Source organism: Pseudorhodobacter aquimaris (genome assembly GCF_001202025.1).
GTDB classification, from domain to species: Bacteria; Pseudomonadota; Alphaproteobacteria; order Rhodobacterales; family Rhodobacteraceae; genus Pseudorhodobacter; species Pseudorhodobacter aquimaris.
Window position 1 is genome coordinate 53,965 of the sequence record NZ_LGHS01000066.1, and the last position, 17,554, is coordinate 71,518.

Annotated in this window: 16 protein-coding genes; 4 read left to right on the forward strand and 12 right to left on the reverse strand. The window is 59.5% G+C overall.

Features of this window, described 5'->3' with window-relative positions; all coding sequences use genetic code 11:
- Positions 1 to 392 precede the first annotated feature (392 nt).
- The 5 genes from AKU94_RS11910 to AKU94_RS11930 all read right to left on the reverse strand — a co-directional run bounded on the left by AKU94_RS11910 (position 393) and on the right by AKU94_RS11930 (position 5,894).
- A complete protein-coding gene (locus AKU94_RS11910; RefSeq protein ID WP_050527480.1) occupies positions 393 to 1,394 on the reverse strand; it encodes an oligopeptide/dipeptide ABC transporter ATP-binding protein in 1,002 nt (333 codons plus the stop codon).
- The gene (locus AKU94_RS11915) at positions 1,391 to 2,356 is read right to left on the reverse strand and encodes an oligopeptide/dipeptide ABC transporter ATP-binding protein (protein WP_050527481.1); all 966 of its coding nucleotides are present in this window, start codon (positions 2,354 to 2,356) and stop codon (positions 1,391 to 1,393) included. Before AKU94_RS11915 ends, AKU94_RS11910 begins: the two co-directional genes overlap by 4 nt.
- Positions 2,356 to 3,273 (reverse strand): ABC transporter permease subunit, encoded by a 918-nt coding sequence (locus tag AKU94_RS11920; protein WP_050527482.1) that lies wholly within the window; start codon positions 3,271 to 3,273, stop codon positions 2,356 to 2,358. Before AKU94_RS11920 ends, AKU94_RS11915 begins: the two co-directional genes overlap by 1 nt.
- 13 nt (positions 3,274 to 3,286) lie before the next feature.
- A complete protein-coding gene (oppB, locus tag AKU94_RS11925) occupies positions 3,287 to 4,210 on the reverse strand; it encodes an oligopeptide ABC transporter permease OppB (RefSeq protein ID WP_050527483.1) in 924 nt (307 codons plus the stop codon).
- A gap of 67 nt (positions 4,211 to 4,277) precedes the next feature.
- Positions 4,278 to 5,894, reverse strand: a complete 1,617-nt coding sequence (locus AKU94_RS11930; protein WP_050527484.1) for a peptide ABC transporter substrate-binding protein — start codon at positions 5,892 to 5,894, stop codon at positions 4,278 to 4,280.
- A 235-nt stretch (positions 5,895 to 6,129) separates the two neighbouring features.
- Here AKU94_RS11930 and AKU94_RS11935 point away from each other — a divergent pair, with 235 nt between their 5' ends.
- Complete coding sequence (locus tag AKU94_RS11935; RefSeq protein ID WP_050527596.1) at positions 6,130 to 7,926, forward strand: SLC13 family permease; 1,797 nt, start codon at positions 6,130 to 6,132, stop codon at positions 7,924 to 7,926.
- An 11-nt stretch (positions 7,927 to 7,937) separates the two neighbouring features.
- Here the strand turns inward: AKU94_RS11935 and AKU94_RS11940 are convergent, their stop codons facing one another.
- The 7 genes from AKU94_RS11940 to AKU94_RS11970 form a co-directional block, all read right to left on the reverse strand.
- Positions 7,938 to 8,708 (reverse strand): FadR/GntR family transcriptional regulator, encoded by a 771-nt coding sequence (locus AKU94_RS11940; protein WP_232295758.1) that lies wholly within the window; start codon positions 8,706 to 8,708, stop codon positions 7,938 to 7,940.
- On the reverse strand, positions 8,705 to 10,192 hold the full coding sequence (locus AKU94_RS11945; RefSeq protein WP_050527486.1) for a M81 family metallopeptidase: 1,488 nt from the start codon (positions 10,190 to 10,192) through the stop codon (positions 8,705 to 8,707). Before AKU94_RS11945 ends, AKU94_RS11940 begins: the two co-directional genes overlap by 4 nt.
- Before the next feature lie 37 nt (positions 10,193 to 10,229).
- Entirely contained in the window at positions 10,230 to 10,934 is a 705-nt protein-coding gene (locus AKU94_RS11950) for an ABC transporter ATP-binding protein (RefSeq protein WP_050527487.1), read from the reverse strand.
- Positions 10,931 to 11,713 carry an ABC transporter ATP-binding protein gene (locus tag AKU94_RS11955; RefSeq protein ID WP_050527488.1) on the reverse strand — a complete coding sequence of 261 codons (783 nt, stop codon included), beginning with the start codon at positions 11,711 to 11,713 and terminating at the stop codon, positions 10,931 to 10,933. Before AKU94_RS11955 ends, AKU94_RS11950 begins: the two co-directional genes overlap by 4 nt.
- Before the next feature lie 4 nt (positions 11,714 to 11,717).
- On the reverse strand, positions 11,718 to 12,713 hold the full coding sequence (locus tag AKU94_RS11960) for a branched-chain amino acid ABC transporter permease (RefSeq protein WP_050527489.1): 996 nt from the start codon (positions 12,711 to 12,713) through the stop codon (positions 11,718 to 11,720).
- Between the two features lie 3 nt (positions 12,714 to 12,716).
- The gene (locus tag AKU94_RS11965; RefSeq protein WP_083445048.1) at positions 12,717 to 13,571 is read right to left on the reverse strand and encodes a branched-chain amino acid ABC transporter permease; all 855 of its coding nucleotides are present in this window, start codon (positions 13,569 to 13,571) and stop codon (positions 12,717 to 12,719) included.
- A gap of 63 nt (positions 13,572 to 13,634) precedes the next feature.
- Positions 13,635 to 14,843 (reverse strand): ABC transporter substrate-binding protein, encoded by a 1,209-nt coding sequence (locus tag AKU94_RS11970; protein ID WP_050527490.1) that lies wholly within the window; start codon positions 14,841 to 14,843, stop codon positions 13,635 to 13,637.
- A gap of 248 nt (positions 14,844 to 15,091) precedes the next feature.
- On the opposite strand from AKU94_RS11970, the gene AKU94_RS11975 reads away from it, so the two are divergent.
- The 3 genes from AKU94_RS11975 (at position 15,092) to rlmH (ending at position 17,539) form a co-directional block, all read left to right on the forward strand.
- Positions 15,092 to 16,432: a mechanosensitive ion channel family protein gene (locus tag AKU94_RS11975; RefSeq protein ID WP_050527491.1), complete on the forward strand. Its 1,341-nt coding sequence runs from the start codon at positions 15,092 to 15,094 to the stop codon at positions 16,430 to 16,432.
- A 250-nt stretch (positions 16,433 to 16,682) separates the two neighbouring features.
- A complete protein-coding gene (gene rsfS / locus AKU94_RS11980) occupies positions 16,683 to 17,069 on the forward strand; it encodes a ribosome silencing factor (protein WP_050527492.1) in 387 nt (128 codons plus the stop codon).
- Positions 17,069 to 17,539 (forward strand): 23S rRNA (pseudouridine(1915)-N(3))-methyltransferase RlmH, encoded by a 471-nt coding sequence (gene rlmH, locus AKU94_RS11985; RefSeq protein WP_050527493.1) that lies wholly within the window; start codon positions 17,069 to 17,071, stop codon positions 17,537 to 17,539. Before rsfS ends, rlmH begins: the two co-directional genes overlap by 1 nt.
- The last annotated feature ends 15 nt before the right edge of the window (positions 17,540 to 17,554 follow it).

A 17,554-nucleotide genomic window follows, 5' to 3' on the forward strand; every position in this document is an offset into this window, starting at 1 on the left:
AAGCTTCTGTCGCGTTTTGCGCGCCGGTTGAGGGATCTCCGTCGCCGTCACTGTCAACGATGACGCCTGCGGGCAGGTAGTTAACGATCAGATCGAAAGTCGCGGCATTTGCAAACCGGCGTTCACTGCAAGAACCGCACCAAGTGCAGTTAAAAAGTTTTTGTTCATTTTTTATACCTTTGCTATCAGGGCCGCGCCCTTCCCCACCGGCAAACCACCTGTTGCGACCAGAAATTGTCGGTTGGTTAATAATTTGCTGACGGCTGAGTGCCGTAATCACGGCATCGTTACAATTTCAAGAAAAATCGATAAAAAAATCTTTCAAGTTGTGTCGCAAGACCAGTTTCAGCCCCCCCCCAAGGCCAGATCAGGCAACCGTGGGCCTTGGGGCGCTATGTGGTGGCGAGAGGGGAGATTACCTCATGATAGGGGCAGGCAACGAAATGCCCCGGCGCGGCCTCTTGCATCAAGGGACGGCTCTCGGCGCAATCGGGCTGTGCCTTGGGGCAACGGGTCCGAAACGCACAGCCCGAAGGCGGGCTCAGCGGTGAGGGCAGCTCTCCGCCCAGCACGGGGCGTTTGCGTGCGGCTTCAAGCAGAGGGTCGGGGATCGGCACCGAGGCAATCAGCGCCTGTGTGTAGGGGTGGCGGGGTTCGCGAACCAGCTGGCGGGCCTCGGCCTGTTCCATCTGGCGGCCCAGATACATCACCAAGGTGCGGTCGCTGATATGTTTCACCACGCTCAGATCATGGGCGATAAAGATCATCGACAGCTTCATCTCGCGCTGCAACTGTTTGAGCAGGTTCACCACCTGCGCCTGCACCGAGACATCCAGCGCGCTGACCGGCTCATCACAGATCACCAGCTTGGGGTTCAGGATCAGGGCGCGGGCGATGCCGATGCGCTGACACTGCCCGCCCGAAAACTCATGCGGATAACGGTTGAGGAGGTTGGGCAGCAGCCCCACGCGTTCCATCATCTCACCGACACGGGTGCGGGCGTCCTTTTTGCTGATGTCGGGCTGATGGGTGGTCAGGGGTTCGGCGATGATCTCGCCCACGGTCATGCGCGGGTTAAGGGCGGCAAGCGGGTCTTGGAACACCATCTGCACATCGCGCCGGTGGGTGCGCCGGTCGCGCGGGGACATTTGCCGCAGGTCACGGCCTTCCCACAGGATCTGCCCGCCGGTGGTGGGTACGGTGCCCACGATCGCGCGGGCAAGCGTTGATTTTCCCGAGCCGGATTCCCCGACCACTCCCATGGTTTGCCCTGCCTCAAGGTCAAAGCTCATCTTGCTGACGGCCTGCAACTTGCCCGGTTTGGTCCAGGGCCAAGCGCCGCGCGGGGTCACGTCAAAGGTTACATCCAGATCACGCACTTGCAGCAGGGTCATTTCACCACCTCCGGATCGGCATGGCAGGCACGGCGCACATCGCGGTAGGCCAGCAGTTCAGGTTGCACATCGCCGCAATGATCCAGCCGGAAGGCACAGCGCGGGGTAAAGGGGCAGCCTTTGGGCAGGCGCGACATATCGGGGGGATCGCCGGGGATTGTTGCCAGCTCATCCTGATCGATATCCAACCGCGGCACGGCCCGCAAAAGCCCCAGCGTATAGGGGTGCGAGGGGGTGGCAAAAAGGTCGGTCGTCGCCCCCTGTTCCATCACCCGCCCGCCATACATTACCACCGTGCGCTCGCAGGTATCGGCAACGATGCCAAGGTCGTGGGTGATCAGGATCATCGCGGTGCCGAACTCTTGGCGGACCTCGGCCAGAAGCTCCATGATCTGGGCCTGAACGGTGACATCCAGCGCGGTCGTCGGCTCATCCGCGATCAACAGACGCGGGCGGCACAAAAGCGCCATGGCGATCATGATCCGCTGGCGCATCCCGCCCGAAAACTCATGCGGGTACATGCGCAAACGACCCGCCGCATCGGGGATGCGCACCGCGTCCAGCATGGCGACACAATCCTTGAGCGCGTCACGTTTCGACATGCCCTTATGCAGGGTCAGAACCTCGGCCATCTGGTCACCGACCTTTAGGTAGGGGTTCAGCGAGGTCATCGGGTCCTGAAAGATCATCGCCATCTGCTGCGCCCGCAGCTTGTTGAGCGCCGATTGCGACAGGCCCAACAGCTCATCCCCGTCCAGACGAACCGAACCGCTGGCCAAGCCGTTACGCGCCAGAAGCCCCATAACCGCAAAGGCCGTCTGGCTTTTGCCCGAACCGGATTCGCCGACGATAGCGAGGGTTTCCCCCGCCTCAATGGACAGCGACAGCCCGTTCACGGCATTCACCGTGCCGTCAGCGGTGCGAAAGGTTACCGCAAGGTTTTCTACGTCAAGCAAAGCCATTATCTGTCCTTTGGATCGAGGGCATCACGCAGCCCGTCGCCAATGAAGAAAAACGCAAACAGCGACACCACAAAGAACGCCAGCGGAAAGCCCAGCATCCAAGGGGTATCGTTGCGCATGTTCGCCGCACCCATATTGATCAGCGCCCCCCAAGAGGTGCTGGGCTCCTGCACGCCAAGACCCAGAAAGCTGATGAAGGATTCAAAGATGATCATCTGTGGGACCAGCAGTGTGGCATAGACGATCACCACCCCCAAAAGGTTTGGCACGATATGGCGCGCGATGATGCGCGGGGTGCTGACGCCGGTGGCGATGGCGGCCTCGACGAATTCCTTGTTCTTGATGCTCAGGGTCTGGCCGCGCACGATCCGCGCCATATCCAGCCATGAGATCATCCCGATGCCGATGAACAGCATGACGATCGACCGCTCGAACACCACCAGCAACAGGATCAGCACAAACATATAGGGGATCGACATCATCAGATCGACGATCCGCATCATCACCGTATCCGTGCGCCCGCCGACATAACCCGCAACCGCCCCCCATGCCGTGCCCACCACGACCGAGATCAGCGCCCCCACGATCCCCACCATCAAGGAAATCCGCGTGCCTTGCACGACCCGCGCATAAAGGTCACGACCGGATTCGTCGACGCCGAAGTAATGCCGGTTTTCCCATGACGGCCCGCCCACCTCGGGGATAGAGCCGAGCATGGACCAGTCGATCTCTTCGTTGCTCCACGGGGTTGCGAATTGGCCAAGGCTGGCGAAAAGCGCCACCAGCACCAGTATCACCATGCTGATCACGGCAGCCTTATTGTGAAAAAACCGCACCCGCGCGTCTTCCCATAGGGATCGGCCCTTGACGGGTTCGATCCGGGCTGCGGCCTCGACTGTTGCGCGTCCTGCGATCATTGGTTTGCCCCCTTTAATAACGGATCTTGGGGTCGATCCACGCATAGATCACATCGACCAAAAGGTTGAACAGAACCGTCAGCGCCCCGATCAGAATGGTGATCCCCATGATCACCGAATAATCCCGCGCCAATGCGGAGTTGACAAAGAACTGCCCGATCCCGCCGGTTGAAAAGAACACATCAATAAGCACCGATCCCGTGATCATCCCCACAAAGGCCGGCCCCAGATATGAGATCACCGGCAGCATCGCAGGTTTAAGCGCGTGACGCAGGATAACGCGGTGCATCGGCAGGCCCTTGGCCCGTGCGGTGCGGATGAACCCTGCGTTCAGCACCTCCAGCATCGAGGACCGCGTAATCCGCGCGATGCTGGCCATATAGGATGTCGAAAGGGCAATCACCGGCAGGATCAGATATTCAATCTGCCCGCCGCGCCAACCGCCCCCGGGCAACCAGCCAAGCCAAAGCGTAAAGATCAGCACCAAGATCGGCGCCATTACGAAATTGGGCAAGACCTGCGCGCCGATGCTGATGCCGACGGCCAGATAGTCCAGCCATGAATTGTGAAATACCGCCGCCATCACGCCCAGACTGCCGCCCACAGCCACGGCCACCAAAAAGGACCAGAACCCGTAGGTCAAAGTGACCGGAAAGCCCTGCGCGATCAGGTCGTTGACCGTGCGGTCCTTGAACTTGAAGCTGGGGCCGAAATCGAAATGCGCGACCACATCCCAGACATAGATCCCCATCCGCTGAAGCAGGGGTTTGTCGAGCCCGTATTTCGCCTCCAGGTTGGCCAGAACAGCCGGGGGCACACCGCGTTCGGTGGCAAAGGGGCTGCCGGGGGCGGCCTCCATCAACAAAAAGGAAAACACGATCAGCAGCAGAATCGTCGGCACAGCGATGGCCAGCCGTTTGAGGATGAATGCGGTCATGGTGTTCCCCCTTGCGTAAACGAAAAGGGGGGCGGCGCACCGCCCCCGGTCATGTCAAATCGCGGATTCAGTCAGCGACGCGATAGAAATCTTTGACATACCAGTTGTTTTCCACATTGTTCATCGGGAAGCCTTTGATGGCCGGATCCAGCAAGAATGTGTTGGCATAATGGTAGACCGGAATGATGCCCATATCATCCGACAGGATCTGCTCGGCGGCCTTATATTCCGTTGCCGGATGGTCAGAGGTTTTCGACGCTGCGATCACCTTGTCATATTCGGCATTGGACCATTTCCCGTCGTTTTGCTCCTGATCGGTGGTCAGGATATCGAGGAAGGTCGAGGCCTCGTTATAATCGCCACACCATGCCACCCGCGCCAGATCGAAATCACCGCCGCGCCGCACGTCCAGATAGGTGGACCACTCCATATTGGACAGGGTCACGGTGATGCCCAGTTTCTGCTTCCACATCTGGCTGAGAACGGTTGCGATCTTCTTGTGGTTCTCATCGGTGTTATAGATCAGCTTGAGTTCCAGATCCTCAACGCCTGCCTCTGCGATCAATTCCTTGGCTTTGGCGTCACGCTCGGCCTGTGTCCAGCCTGCATATTCGATCTCGGGCATCTCAAAGCCTGCCGTAGCGGCATGGGCAAAGTTATAGCCTGGCAGCTCTCCACCTTGCAAAATCTGGTCGACGATCACATTGCGGTCGACGGCATAGCTAAGCGCCTGACGCACGCGGGGATCGCGCAATTCGGGTTGGGAATCGGGGCGCTGGTTGATCGCATAATAATAGGAACACAAGCGCGGCACCGATTTCGCCTCATCGGGGCGCTCGGTTTTCAGGCGGGGATAGGTGCCCGCCGGAAGCGGCTCCAGCATGTCATATTCGCCGGACTCGTAGCGGGTCAGCGCCTGATTAACGTCATTGATGACAAGGCCGGTGACCTCTTCGATGATCACGCTGTCGGCGTCCCAATAGGTCGGGCTTTTGACCAGCGTGAAATATTCATTCAACGCCAGTTCCTTGAGCGTATAGGCCCCGTTGCCGACATAGTTTTCCGGCGCGGTCCAGTCGCTGCCGAATTCCTCAACCGTTGGCATGTGGATCGGGGACAGGGTTGCATAAGAGGTCATCGCCGGGAAATAGGGCACGGGCTGGGTCAGCGTCACCTTGAGGGTGTGATCATCCACCGCTTCAACGCCAAGCTCGCTTGGGTCCATCTTGCCTGCGACAATCTCGGCGGCGTTTTTCATCTGGGTCAATTCGACATACCACGCATAGGGCGAGGCGGTTGCCGGATCGGCGGCGCGGCGCCATGCGTTGACGAAATCCTGGGCGACGACGGGGTCACCATTGCTCCACTTGGCGGTGTCGCGCAGGGTGAAGGTATAGACGGTGTTGCCCTCGCTGGCCTCAAACCCGGTGGCCACGCCGGGGCGCAGGTTGCCATCGGCATCCTGTGTCATCAGCCCTTCCATGATCTGGCGCAACACATGGCTGCCCGCGGTTTCTTCATTCAACTGGGGATCAAGCGTCGGGAACTGATCCAGCAACCGATAGGAAAAGACCTGTTTTTCAGCCAGCGTATCGCCCTCGGCGACATCTGCGGCATGGGCCGTCGAAAAGCCCAAAGCGAACACGGACGCGGTCGTCATGGCAAGAATTGTACGGCGATACATTGAAATCCTCCAGAGTAGGGGTCGTCACGCGGGGTGCGGTATCGACAACTTAAACCACATCATAATGTAGGAATTTAACCAGTTTGCAAGTATTGTGGACAGGTGACCTCGCGCAATCCACAGCACGATATTGTCATGCAGGCTTTGCGGCAATCAGGGAACGCATTTTACATGCAAAGCGTTGTTGCGTAGCATTGTGCACAAAGCCGTGTCGCGCCAAAAGGACCCCCTCAAAGTGATCTCACTCCCCGTTGAATACACGCCTCTGGTCGCGCTTTTCCTTATCGGCTGTCTGTTTGTTCTGTTCGTCCTTGAACGTTACCCGCCCGAGGTCACGGCGGCAGGCGTGGCGGCCATGTTTCTGATTTTGGGGCTGGTCAGCCATGACGCCGCCCTTTTGGCCTTTTCCAATCCGGCCCCGCTGACGATTGCGGCGATGTTTGTCATTTCCGGTGCTTTGGTGCGCACGGGGCTTTTGGATGCGCTGGCAGGGCGGATACTGGCTTGGGCCGAGGTCTCACCGGTTTGGGCCGGACTGGGGTTTGTGCTGGCGATCATTATCAGTTCCGGCATGGCCAATAATACCCCCGTTGTCCTGGTGCTGATCCCGATTGTGATCAAACTGGCGCAAAAGCTGGGTATGGCGGAAACGCGGGTGCTGATCCCGCTGTCTTATGTGGCGATTTTGGGCGGTACGCTGACGCTGGTTGGCACCTCGACCAATATCCTTGTGGCGGGTGTCGCCCGCAATGACGGGCTTGATGCCTTTTCGATATTCGAGATAACGCCGATCGGTTTGGTTGTTGTCGTGGTCGGGCTGTGCGCCCTGGCCCTTCTTGGTCCGTTCCTTTTGCCCAAGCGGCACAGTGGCGGCACCGCACTTTCGGAACATGACACGGTTTACCTGACCGAGGTGAAAATCGCAGAGGATTTTGACGGTATCGGCACGGTGCTTGGTTCGGTGGCGGCCTTTAAGCGTGCGGGGGTTCAGATCGTCGCCCTGCGTGATCAGGGTGTTTTACGCCGCGATGCATCACACGATCATGTGCTGGCCGCAGGGGATGAGGTGATCTTGCGCGTGGATGCGGCAGAGCTGTTGACCCTCAAGAGCCTGCCAAAACTATCCTTGGGTGCGATACGCGGCGCGCCGCCGGTAAAGGATGCAGAAGACGAAGAGGAACTGGTCTTGGGACAGGTTATGATCAAGCCCAATCGCCGCCGCAGTCAGGGGGGCTTGGCAAGCCTGTCGCTGGGCCACCGCTACGGCTTGCAGGTCTTGGGGGCGTTCCGGCCGGGGCATAAATTCGGACCCGATCTGGAAACCGCCACCCTGCGCCCTGCCGATGTCTTGCTGGTCGAAGGGCCCCGCGCAGGGTTTGAGCGGCTGGAGCGGTCGGTCGACGTGGTGCCGATCAGCCGCCCCACGATCCGCCCCTACCGGCGCAGCCATGCGCCGATTGCCGCTTTGGCGATGCTGATGGTCATTGTTCTGGCCGCGCTGAATGTGGCGGATATCGCCATTCTGTCCCTGATCGCCGTGGCGATTTTGCTGATCACCCGCTGTATGGACAGCGATGAGGCTTGGGGCTTTCTGGACGGGGGGATATTGGTGCTGATCTTCTCGATGCTGATCATTGGGTTCGGGTTGCAGGAAACCGGTGCGGTTGCATTGGTGGTGGGCGGAATGGCCCCCTTTGTCGAGGGGTTGCCGCCCATCGTGATGCTGGCGGCCTTCTATCTGATGACCTCGATCCTGACCGAGATCGTCAGCAACAATGCCGTCGCCATTATCGTCACCCCCATCGCCATCAGCCTTGCCGTGGCCGCAGGGGTCGATCCGCGGCCCTTTGTTGTGGCGGTGATGTTTGGTGCCAGTGCCAGCTTTGCCACGCCGATCGGCTATCAGACCAACACGTTGGTTTACGGCGCGGGCAACTACCGCTTTGCGGATTTTCTGCGCATCGGGGTGCCGATGAACCTGATCGTGGGGGCGGCAAGTGTGGCGGTGATCCCGATCTTCTTTCCGTTCTAAGCCGCCCCGGATCAGCGGCGGCTTAGCAGGTCTGAATAAAACGCCGCGTCCAGCTGTTGCATAGAGGCCTCGGCGCAGCACATATGTTCGTCCATCGCCTTGGCGACGGCATCCCGGTCGCGGCGCCTGAAGGCGGCGAGGAGCTCTTTGTGATAGGCGACATTGCGTGCGCCAAAGGCTTCGTGCTCTTGCAGGCTGCCGGCGCGGTAATCCACCAGATCGCGGATAAGCCCGTTAAGGAATTGGCAAATGAAGACCAAAATCGGATTGTCGCTGGCCTCGGCCAGAATGTCGTGGAATTCGACCTCGGCTTGCCGCGCCAGCTCGCGCTCTTGTTCGTTGTTGGCGTTTTCGCACAGGCGGATGTTTTCCTCTAGCGCCGTCAGATGCGCCGCAGTAAGCCGGTGCACCACATTCACCGCCAGCGCCACTTCCATGGATCGGCGCAGCTCATAGACATGTTTGAAGTCGAGCTTTTGAAAATGCAGGAATTGCCGCAATTGACGTGATGCGATCTCGGCCGAGGTTTGTTGCACCTCGGGGCCGCCATTGGGGCCGGAATGCATGATCAGCAGCCCTTCCACCTCAAGCGCCTTGAGCGCCTCGCGCATGGTCCCGCGAGAGCAGCCGTAGTGGTCTTGCAGCGCGCGTTCATTCGGAAGCCGGTCTTTGGGGCCAAGGTTTTCCCGCACAATCCAGCGCCGCAGATCCTCGGCGATCTGATCCGAGAGTTTGACCCTGCGCATCTTGGGCGCAGAGGAGGTGGTCGGGGTACGGCTCACGCGGGCCATCCTGTGATACTGTCCAAGGGGTAGATCGGCCTTTTTAGTCGTTCAAAGGAAAACAGGCTGTAGTCAGAGCTGGTGATACCGCCGCTGGCGCATTCGATCACCGCGCGCGACAGGGGCGAGAAGACCGGACGGCAATACATCCGCGATTTCAGGATCAGGTAACGTGCCGCCAGCGGGTCAATCCCTGCCGAGGTGAACACCCCCAGATCCCACGGCTCATGCGGGCGCTCGGTGATCAGGATGGTCGCTTGTGGCGTTTGCAGTACCACGGCACGGCCCATGTCACAGGCCTGTCCGGTATAGATCGGGCCGCTCACCACATAGCGCCCGTCGCTGCATGCTGTAACCTTGCCACGCAGGGGCAGCGGAGGCTGTGGCGCGATGAAGCCCTTGGCGATGGCCTTATTGCCAAGCGTCACATCTACTGTGGCGCCGGGGCCTGCTTGGGTCAGGGTTGCGACCAGTTCAGGGTCACAGATCGGGCCTGCGATGATCCCGTCCATCCCCTCGGCCAGTGCGGTGGCCAGCACATCCATATTGTCGCAACTGCCCCCCGACATGCAGTTATCGCCATGATCCAGCAACAATACCGGGCCGGTTCCGGGTTGATCGGCGGCACTGCGTGCCTCTAGCAGGGATTGGGCGAGGGGCTGTTCGACGTAGACGAAATCCTCGCGCCGATCCCAAGCGCAGCGGGCCAGTTCACCGGCGAGACCGGTGGCCTGATCGGGGGTGGTGGCGACCGTCACGATCGACAGCCCCGCATCGGCAATATCGGACAGGCCAAAGCCGCCGAATACCGTGGCGGCCAGCACGCCGTTCTTGCCCTCGGCGGTGCGGGCCTGTTCGATCAGATCGGTCATCGCGCAATCGACTTCGGTATTCATTTTCAACGTATGCGGCAGCATCGGCGGATGTGAAAGCGCCATATGCGGGCGCAGTCCCTCGGAGAGCATCGCCTCGATGATGCGGGTCACATGCGCGCCGGTGGCATACATATCGATATGCGGATAGGTCTTGAACCCGACGATGCAATCACAGTTTTCAACGATCTTCGCGCTGATATTGCCATGCAGATCCAGCGCCACACCCAAGGGCACATCGGGGGCCAGCGCGCGGATACGGGCCAGAAGCTCCCCCTCGCAATCCTCATGGCCCTGGCTGACCATCGCGCCGTGCAAGTCCAGCAAGATCACATCCACACCGCCCGCAACCGCGCGCAGCAACGGGGCGATCAGCGCCTCGAATACCTCATCAGGGCAGGGGCCGCTGGGGTTGGCCGTTGCCGCCAGCGGGGTGATCAGATCATCCCCGCGTTTGGTGGCATAATCGACAAAGGCACCAAAGGCCGTGTTCGATCCGGTGCCAAAGGCGCGCGCATCGGCGTCATATTTCGGCTCAAAGGACGCAAGGGGCGTGGGCACCGGCGAAAAGGTATTGGTTTCATGGTTGAGCCTTGCCGCGAGAATACGCATCAGATGGCCTTTCATTTCCTAATTACAGCGACCGGCGTCAGGCATCGACGCCAAGATAGCGGTCGCGCACCGTATGGTCGGCGATGAATTCGGCCGATGTGGCATGATGTACCACCTTGCCCAGTTCGATGATATAATGTCGGTCGGCCAGTTCGGCGCAAACCGCAAGGTTCTGTTCGACCAAAAGAATAGAGACACCGGCGTCACGGACCTTTTTGATCTGTGCGACGATTTCCTCAACGATGATCGGGGCCAGCCCCTCAACCGGCTCATCCAGCATCAAAACCTTGGGGCCGCCCAGCAAGGCGCGCGCAATCGCCAGCATTTGCTGTTCCCCGCCCGACAATTGCCCGCCGCTGTTCTTGCGCCTTTCCTGTAGACGCGGAAAGATCTGGTAGATATCGGCCAGCGACCATTGCGCGCCCCGCCGCTGCGAGATGCGCAGGTTTTCCTCTACGGTCAGCAACCCGAAGATGCCGCGGTGTTCAGGCACCAGGGCCAGCCCGTTTTGCGCGGTGCGATAGGCGGGCCAGCCTGTGGTCTCCTCGCCCGAAATCCAGACATGGCCGCGTTTGGGGGGCAACAGCCCGCTGATGCTTTTGAGGGTAGAGGTCTTGCCCGCGCCATTGCGCCCAAGCAGGGTAACAATCTCGCCTTCCTCTACCTTCAGGGAAACGCCCTGAATGATATGGCTTTTGCCGTAATAGCTGTGAATATCCTCGATGCGCAGCGCCTCGCTCATGCGATGTCTCCGGTTATCATATTGCCAAGATAGGCTTTTTTCACTTCGGGGTCGTCACGCACCATGGCGGGCGGCCCCTCGACCAGTTTGCGCCCCAGACGCAGCACGGTCACGGTGTCGCTGATATTCATCACGATGCCCATGTTATGCTCGATGAACAAAACGGTGTGATCGCTTGCCAGCCCCTGGATCAGGTCCTTCATGGTTTCGATATCATCGATGCCCATGCCCGAGGTGGGTTCGTCCATCAAGATCACGCGGGGGCGGGCGGCCATGGCCATGCCCACCTCCAGCCTGCGTTGCTGGCCATGCGCCAGTTCACCGGCCGCGCGTGTAGCCACGCGGGTCAGGGACAGCCGCGCCAGCATTTCATCGACGGTTGCCATGGCCTCATGGTTGCTTTCGGCACGCCGCCACATCGCAAGGGCCTGCCAAGGGGTGCGGCCCTGAGCGGCCAGACGCAGGTTTTCATGCACCGACAGATCGGGAAACAGGCTGGTGACCTGAAACGACCGCGCAATGCCGCGCCGTACCCGTTCGTTATCCGAAAGGTTGGTAATGTCGCGCCCGCCCAGCGTGATTTTGCCGCTAGAGGGGCGCACCCGCCCGGTCAGGGCATGAAACAAGGTGGTCTTGCCCGCGCCATTTGGTCCGATGATCGAATGGACACTGTTTTCGCGGATATTGAGATCTACATCGGCCAAGGCGACGAATTTGTTGTAACTGACGCCCAGCCCTTTGGTGACAAGCGCATCGGTTGTGGAAGCTGTTTGTGTCATGCGCTCATTCTCCCTTTGCCGTGGTATCGGTGCCAAGGTCGGATGGCTCCACCTCGGGGGGGATGCGGTTGTGGGTCAGCAAGGCGTAAATCTTTTCGACCAGCCCCCACAGACCCTTTTGCAAGAACAGGGCCACGACCACCAGCACCAGCCCCAAAAGCAACAGCCAACGCGGCCAGATTGAGGAGAGCGTATCCGCCATCAGCAAGTAAAAGCTCGCCCCCAGAACAGACGCGTAGAGCGAGGAGCTGCCGCCGATGATGGTCATCACCAGAATGATTTCACTGGTGTGATATTCGATTGAGGAGAGGGGCGCCACGCCGATCAGCATCGCATGAAGCGCGCCCGCAAAGGCGGTAACAGCGCCGGAAATCGCAAAGGCCGCGATCTTGAACACCCGTACCGGAAAGCCGATGGCGGCGGCGCGTTCTTCATTTTCGCGCACGGCGATCAGGGTGCGCCCAAAGGTGGACTGCGTTACCAGCAGCATCGCGGCAAAGACCAGCACGAAACAGACCCCGACATAGGCGTAATAGGACCATGGATCGACAAGCTGTTCCCCGTTCAGCATCGGCCGCGGCACATCCAACAGCCCGTTGTCGCCGCCCGTCAGATCACTGAACGTATAGGCGAGAAAGTAGAACAGCTGGGAAAAGGCCAGCGTCAGCATCACGAAATACACCCCCTGACGGCGGATCGAAAGCCCGCCGACCAGCGTCGCGATGACCGTGCCAAGCACCGCTGCCATCGGAAGCATCAGCCCCACGGGAACCCCTGTCCGCGTCAGCACGATCCCGGCAAGATAACTGCCTGTGCCGAAAAAGATCCCCTGTCCAAAGGACAATAGCCCGGTATAGCCCAGCAACAGGTTGCTGGCGGCAACGACCATGCCATAGATCAGAATCTCGCTGGCCATAATGCCCGAACGCAGGAAAAACGGCAGGGCAAGCACGGTCAGCACCACTAGGCCGAACTGGAAAAACGGTTTGTTGATCAACATCGCTCAGACCCTCCCGAAGAGGCCGCGAGGCATTGTGACAATGACAAAGGCCATGGCGACATAGATCATTAACCGCGCGCCCTCGGGCCAGATGGTGGCCATCAGGCTTTGGATAACCCCGACCAGCAGACCGGCGGCCAATGCGCCGACATAGCTGCCCATGCCGCCGATGACGACGACGACAAAGGCAACGCTCAACGCCTCAACGCCCATGAAGGGTTCCACCCCGCGAATGGGGGCGGCCAGCGCGCCCGCAAGCCCTGCCAGCCCCGCCCCGAAGGCAAAGACGGCAGTGTTGATGCGCAGCGTGTCATAACCCAGAAGGGCCATCGTCTCGGTCGATTCCGACCCGGCCCGCACGATCGCGCCAAGCCGCGTCCGCTCCAGCGCCCAATAGAGGACAAAGGCCAGAACCGCCGTAAAGCAGATCGCGAAAATACGGTAATAGGGATAGATGAAATCCCCGATGATCAGCACACCGGCCAAGGATTTTGGCGTGGCCACGCTGCCGCCCAGAGGGCCCCAGACCACGATGACAAACTCCTGAATAACCAGCGCAAGGCCAACGGTTACCAGAATGTGGAACGTATGGGGCAGCTTGTAGATCCGTCGCAAGAGCGAGGCCTCGGTCAACCCCGCGACCAGGGCGACAATCACCGCCGCCGCAGGCATCGCCACCCAGAAACTGATATCCCGTTCGACCAGATCATAGGTCAGATAGGCCCCCAGCAAATAAAAGGCCCCATGTGCGAAGTTAACAAATTGCAGCAAGCCGAAGATAATGCTCAGCCCGACGGCGAGCAGGAAATACAACATGCCAAGGCCGATGCCATTCAGCACCTGAAAAAGGTAGATCACCGATTGCGCTCCTATGACGGGATAAGGGTCGGGTACCGCAATTGCGCGGCACCCGAAGGGGCATCAGCCCAGTTTACAGCCTGAATCGGCCGGCGAGAGGAAGGACTGTCCGGCGCTGATCACCTCGGCATAATCATCCGCATCCTGCATATCGGCTTTGGCTTTTCCCTTGAGCAGGTAATAATCCTTCATCACCTGATGGTCCTCGGCGCGGATCGTCTCGGGCCCTGTCAGCCCGTCATAGGCCATCCCGCTCAGGGCTGCGGCCACGGCGGGACCGTCAGTGGTGCCTGCCTTGGCCGCCGCATCCAACAGCAATTTGGTGCAGATATAGGACCCGGCCAGAGAGTAATTCGGGTTGATGTCGTATTTTTCCCGCACCTTGGCGCGCAGCGCGTTGTTCAGCGGTGCATCGACGTTGTGCCAATATTGGGCACCGAAATAGACGCCCTCGCAAACATCCGCGCCCAACCCTTCGAATTGCTCCAGACCCGAGGCCCATGCAATCACGATCGTCATCCGTTCCTTCAGGCCAAAGCTGATCGCCTGCCGCAAGGTATCCGAGGATTGCGAGCCGAAGTTGAGCAGCAGCAAGACATCGGGCTTGGCCGCGATTGCATTGGTGATATAGCCGCTGAACTCTTTTTCGGTCAGCGAGTGATAGCTGTTACCGACATGTTCCAACCCTTTTTCCGCAAGCAGGTTGGTTGTCGCATTCAACAAGCCTTCACCGAACACATATTGCGGCGTGATGGTGTACCAGCGCTTGGCGTCGGGGATCGCGTCTATGATCGGGCGCAGGGTTTGTTCAATCGCGCCAAAGGTTGGCACGCTCCAGCGGAAGGTGGCGGAGTTGCAATCGCTTCCAGTGATCTCATCCGCGCCCGCAGTGGTCATGAAAACCCCGCCACCCCGTTCGATTTCCTTGCCCATGGCAAGGGATTCCGAAGACAGGATACCACCGGCAAAAAGTTTGACCCCGTCCTGGGCGATCCCGTCCTGAACACGTCGTACAGCGGTTGCGGGTTTGCCTTCGGTGTCCAGATCCAGCGTCGAGACGTCGACACCTAGATTTGCGGCGGCCTCTTCGGCGGCGATGATCGCGCCCATGCTGGCGAATTTGCCATTGGCGGCGAAAGCCCCCGAGATCGGAACGGGAATGCCGACGGTCATCGCCCCGGTCGCCGCATATGCGCGCCCGATGATGCCCGGAAGCGCCGTGGTTGCGCCCAAGGCGGCAGTGTACCTCAGAAAATTGCGTCTGTTGGTCATATATCCTCCTGTTGTTTTATTGGTCGAAAGTCATTCATTGCTGTCGAGCCGCGGCTTTTAATAGCCTTATGATTATAACGATCATGATAAATACGATTCTGTCCAGAAGTTTTCACCCCGACAGGTATCTTTGATCCGTGTCGGTCGGGGCGGCGTATCCAGATTATCAGGAATAGGATGTGCAAACCCGTCTAGGTTCGTTAGGCTTGCTGTCCAGCTATAAATCTGAGGAAAGCATTTAACCGCTTATGGACCCGCTGAACCAAGAGATCGTGACCGCGACCCAAGGCCTGTTTGCGCAAGCAGAGACATTTTTACGATCGCTTTTGTTGCCGCGCCGACTTTATCAGGTTGCGGGGATTGTCGCGATCTTGCTGTTTGCCCGCTTGCTGCGCGTGCCCTTGTCGCGCCGCTTGACGGCTTGGGCGCGCGCGCATGAGGGGCTGCAAAAGTGGCAATTGCGGCTTGTGGTTACATTGGACCGCAACCTGACGCTCTTGATCTTTACGGTGCTTAACTGGCTGGTGTTCTGGGGGTTGTCACAGGTCACATGGCCGTCGCGTATCCAGCTGCTGGAAGTGGCGGGTACGATTGGCGTCATGTTGCTGTTCGTGAATTTTGCGGCCAAGCTGATCGGCAACCGTTTCTTGTCGCGCGTGGTGACTTGGGGCGCCGGGATCTGGGGGGTTGCGGTTATCCTTGGCTTTGACGCCGAGGTGCTTTCCTTTCTGGACAGCCTTGCGGTCAGCTTTGGTGATTTCCGACTGACGGCGCTGACGGTGATAAAGGCGTTGGTTGTTACCGGCCTTTTGGTGGCAGGCGCGCGGATGTTGACGCGCGGCGCTACGGGCCGGATCAAGGGCAATGCCGACATCAGCCCCTCGATGCAGGTTCTGGCGATCAAGGCGACACAGCTTTTCCTGTTCGGGGGCGCGTTTTATATCGGGCTGAAGGCGGTCGGGTTTGATCTGACGGGGCTTGCGGTCCTGTCCGGTGCGATCGGTGTTGGCCTTGGGTTTGGGTTGCAAAAGGTGGTGTCGAACCTTGTGTCCGGTATCATCATTCTGCTGGATAAGTCAATCAAACCCGGCGATGTCATCAGCCTTGGCACGACCTTTGGGTGGATAGAGGCGCTGGGCGCGCGCTATGTTTCGGTGGTCACGCGGGACGGCAAGGAATATCTGATCCCGAACGAGGATCTGATTACCGGGCAGGTGGTTAACTGGTCGCATAGCAACCGATTTGTGCGGCTCGATCTGTTTTTTGGCACGGCCTATGACGACGACCCGCACCTCGTGCGAAAACTGGCGGTTGAGGCGGCGCTGGGCGTGGACCGCGTGCTGCAGGATCGCAAGCCAGTCTGCCATATCGTCGGCTTTGGCGACAGCTCGGTTGATTTCATCCTGCGCTTCTGGATTGCGGACCCCACGGCGGGGCTGACCAACATTCGCGGCAATGTCTATCTGGCGCTTTGGGATGCGTTCAAGGCCAATGGCATTTCCATCCCCTTCCCGCAGCGCGAGGTGAGGGTTCTGGAAGGCTCCGAGCTGACAACGCGCACGCGCCGCAGTCACGCCGATCCGCAGTGATTCGTGCATCCTTGGAGCAATCCGCCGCGTTCTTGTGATTTCGGCGCCTCAAATAGGCACTGTTCCCTTGCACAGGCCGACTGCCTGTGATTGAGATTTGCGCCGCAGGGTGATATTCTGCGTATGCCGCCCTGCGCCGGGGGTGTGTTGGCATCAAGCCTTATGTCCGGCGCGTGAAATTCTGGAGGACAATGTCCTGTCTCATTCTGATCCTGCGACCGGGCTTCCGGTCGGACCAAGGGCCGCGCGTATGACAACTGCGGCCAATACTGAAAACCATCCCGATCCCGAAACGCTTTTGGCCACAGTCTTGGCCAGCGTCGAAGATGACAAGGCCGAGGATGTCGTACAGATCGATCTGCGCGGCCGGTCCGATATGGCGGATTATATGGTCATCTGCTCTGGCCGGTCCACACGTCAGGTCGTCTCGATTTCCGAGCGACTGGCCGACCGGATCAAGCAAGACTACGGCATTCTGTGCAAGATGGAAGGCAAGGATTCCGGCGATTGGGTTCTGGTCGATACCGGCGATGTTATCGTTCATATTTTCCGCCCCGAAGTGCGTGAGTTTTATGACCTTGAGAAAATGTGGCAGTCAGGTGGCCATATGGGCATGGATGCGCGCGAGGCTGATTGATGCGGGTGCATCTTTGTGCCGTGGGCCGGCTGCGTGCCGGGCCAGAGCGCGAATTGATCGACGACTATGTAACGCGTTTTAACCGGACGGGCCGGGCCTTGGGGCTTGGCCCTTTTGCACTGGCCGAGGTCGAGGACCGCAAGGGCGGCGGGATGGAGGCTGAGGCTGCGCTCTTGTCGCGCGCCGTGCCTTCGGGGGCGCTGACGGTTGTAATGGATGAACGTGGTCGCACGCTGACCAGCCCCGAATTTGCCGACCAGCTTGCGAAATGGCGCGATGCGGGGCGGCAGGACGTGGCCTTTTGCATTGGCGGGGCCGATGGGCTTGCGCCCGCGTTCCGCGATTGCGCTGATTTTTCGCTGTCTTTTGGGGCGATGGTCTGGCCACATATGCTGGTGAGGGTGATGCTGGCGGAACAATTGTACCGCGCGGCCTCTATATTGGCGGGAAGCCCCTATCACCGTGAGTGATGCGGTTGCCCTATG

Bases quoted from the DNA above. Each gene is read 5' to 3' on its own strand.
- AKU94_RS11955 (WP_050527488.1), bottom strand. From the start codon at position 11,713: ATGACACAAACAGCTTCCACAACCGATGCGCTTGTCACCAAAGGGCTG.
- AKU94_RS11930 (WP_050527484.1), bottom strand. From the start codon at position 5,894: ATGTATCGCCGTACAATTCTTGCCATGACGACCGCGTCCGTGTTCGCT.
- AKU94_RS11950 (WP_050527487.1), bottom strand. From the start codon at position 10,934: ATGAGCGAGGCGCTGCGCATCGAGGATATTCACAGCTATTACGGCAAA.
- AKU94_RS11910 (WP_050527480.1), bottom strand. From the start codon at position 1,394: ATGACCCTGCTGCAAGTGCGTGATCTGGATGTAACCTTTGACGTGACC.
- AKU94_RS11970 (WP_050527490.1), bottom strand. From the start codon at position 14,843: ATGACCAACAGACGCAATTTTCTGAGGTACACTGCCGCCTTGGGCGCA.
- rsfS (WP_050527492.1), top strand. From the start codon at position 16,683: ATGACAACTGCGGCCAATACTGAAAACCATCCCGATCCCGAAACGCTT.
- oppB (WP_050527483.1), bottom strand. From the start codon at position 4,210: ATGACCGCATTCATCCTCAAACGGCTGGCCATCGCTGTGCCGACGATT.
- rlmH (WP_050527493.1), top strand. From the start codon at position 17,069: ATGCGGGTGCATCTTTGTGCCGTGGGCCGGCTGCGTGCCGGGCCAGAG.
- AKU94_RS11960 (WP_050527489.1), bottom strand. From the start codon at position 12,713: ATGTTGATCAACAAACCGTTTTTCCAGTTCGGCCTAGTGGTGCTGACC.
- AKU94_RS11975 (WP_050527491.1), top strand. From the start codon at position 15,092: ATGGACCCGCTGAACCAAGAGATCGTGACCGCGACCCAAGGCCTGTTT.
- AKU94_RS11920 (WP_050527482.1), bottom strand. From the start codon at position 3,273: ATGATCGCAGGACGCGCAACAGTCGAGGCCGCAGCCCGGATCGAACCC.
- AKU94_RS11915 (WP_050527481.1), bottom strand. From the start codon at position 2,356: ATGGCTTTGCTTGACGTAGAAAACCTTGCGGTAACCTTTCGCACCGCT.
- AKU94_RS11945 (WP_050527486.1), bottom strand. From the start codon at position 10,192: ATGCGTATTCTCGCGGCAAGGCTCAACCATGAAACCAATACCTTTTCG.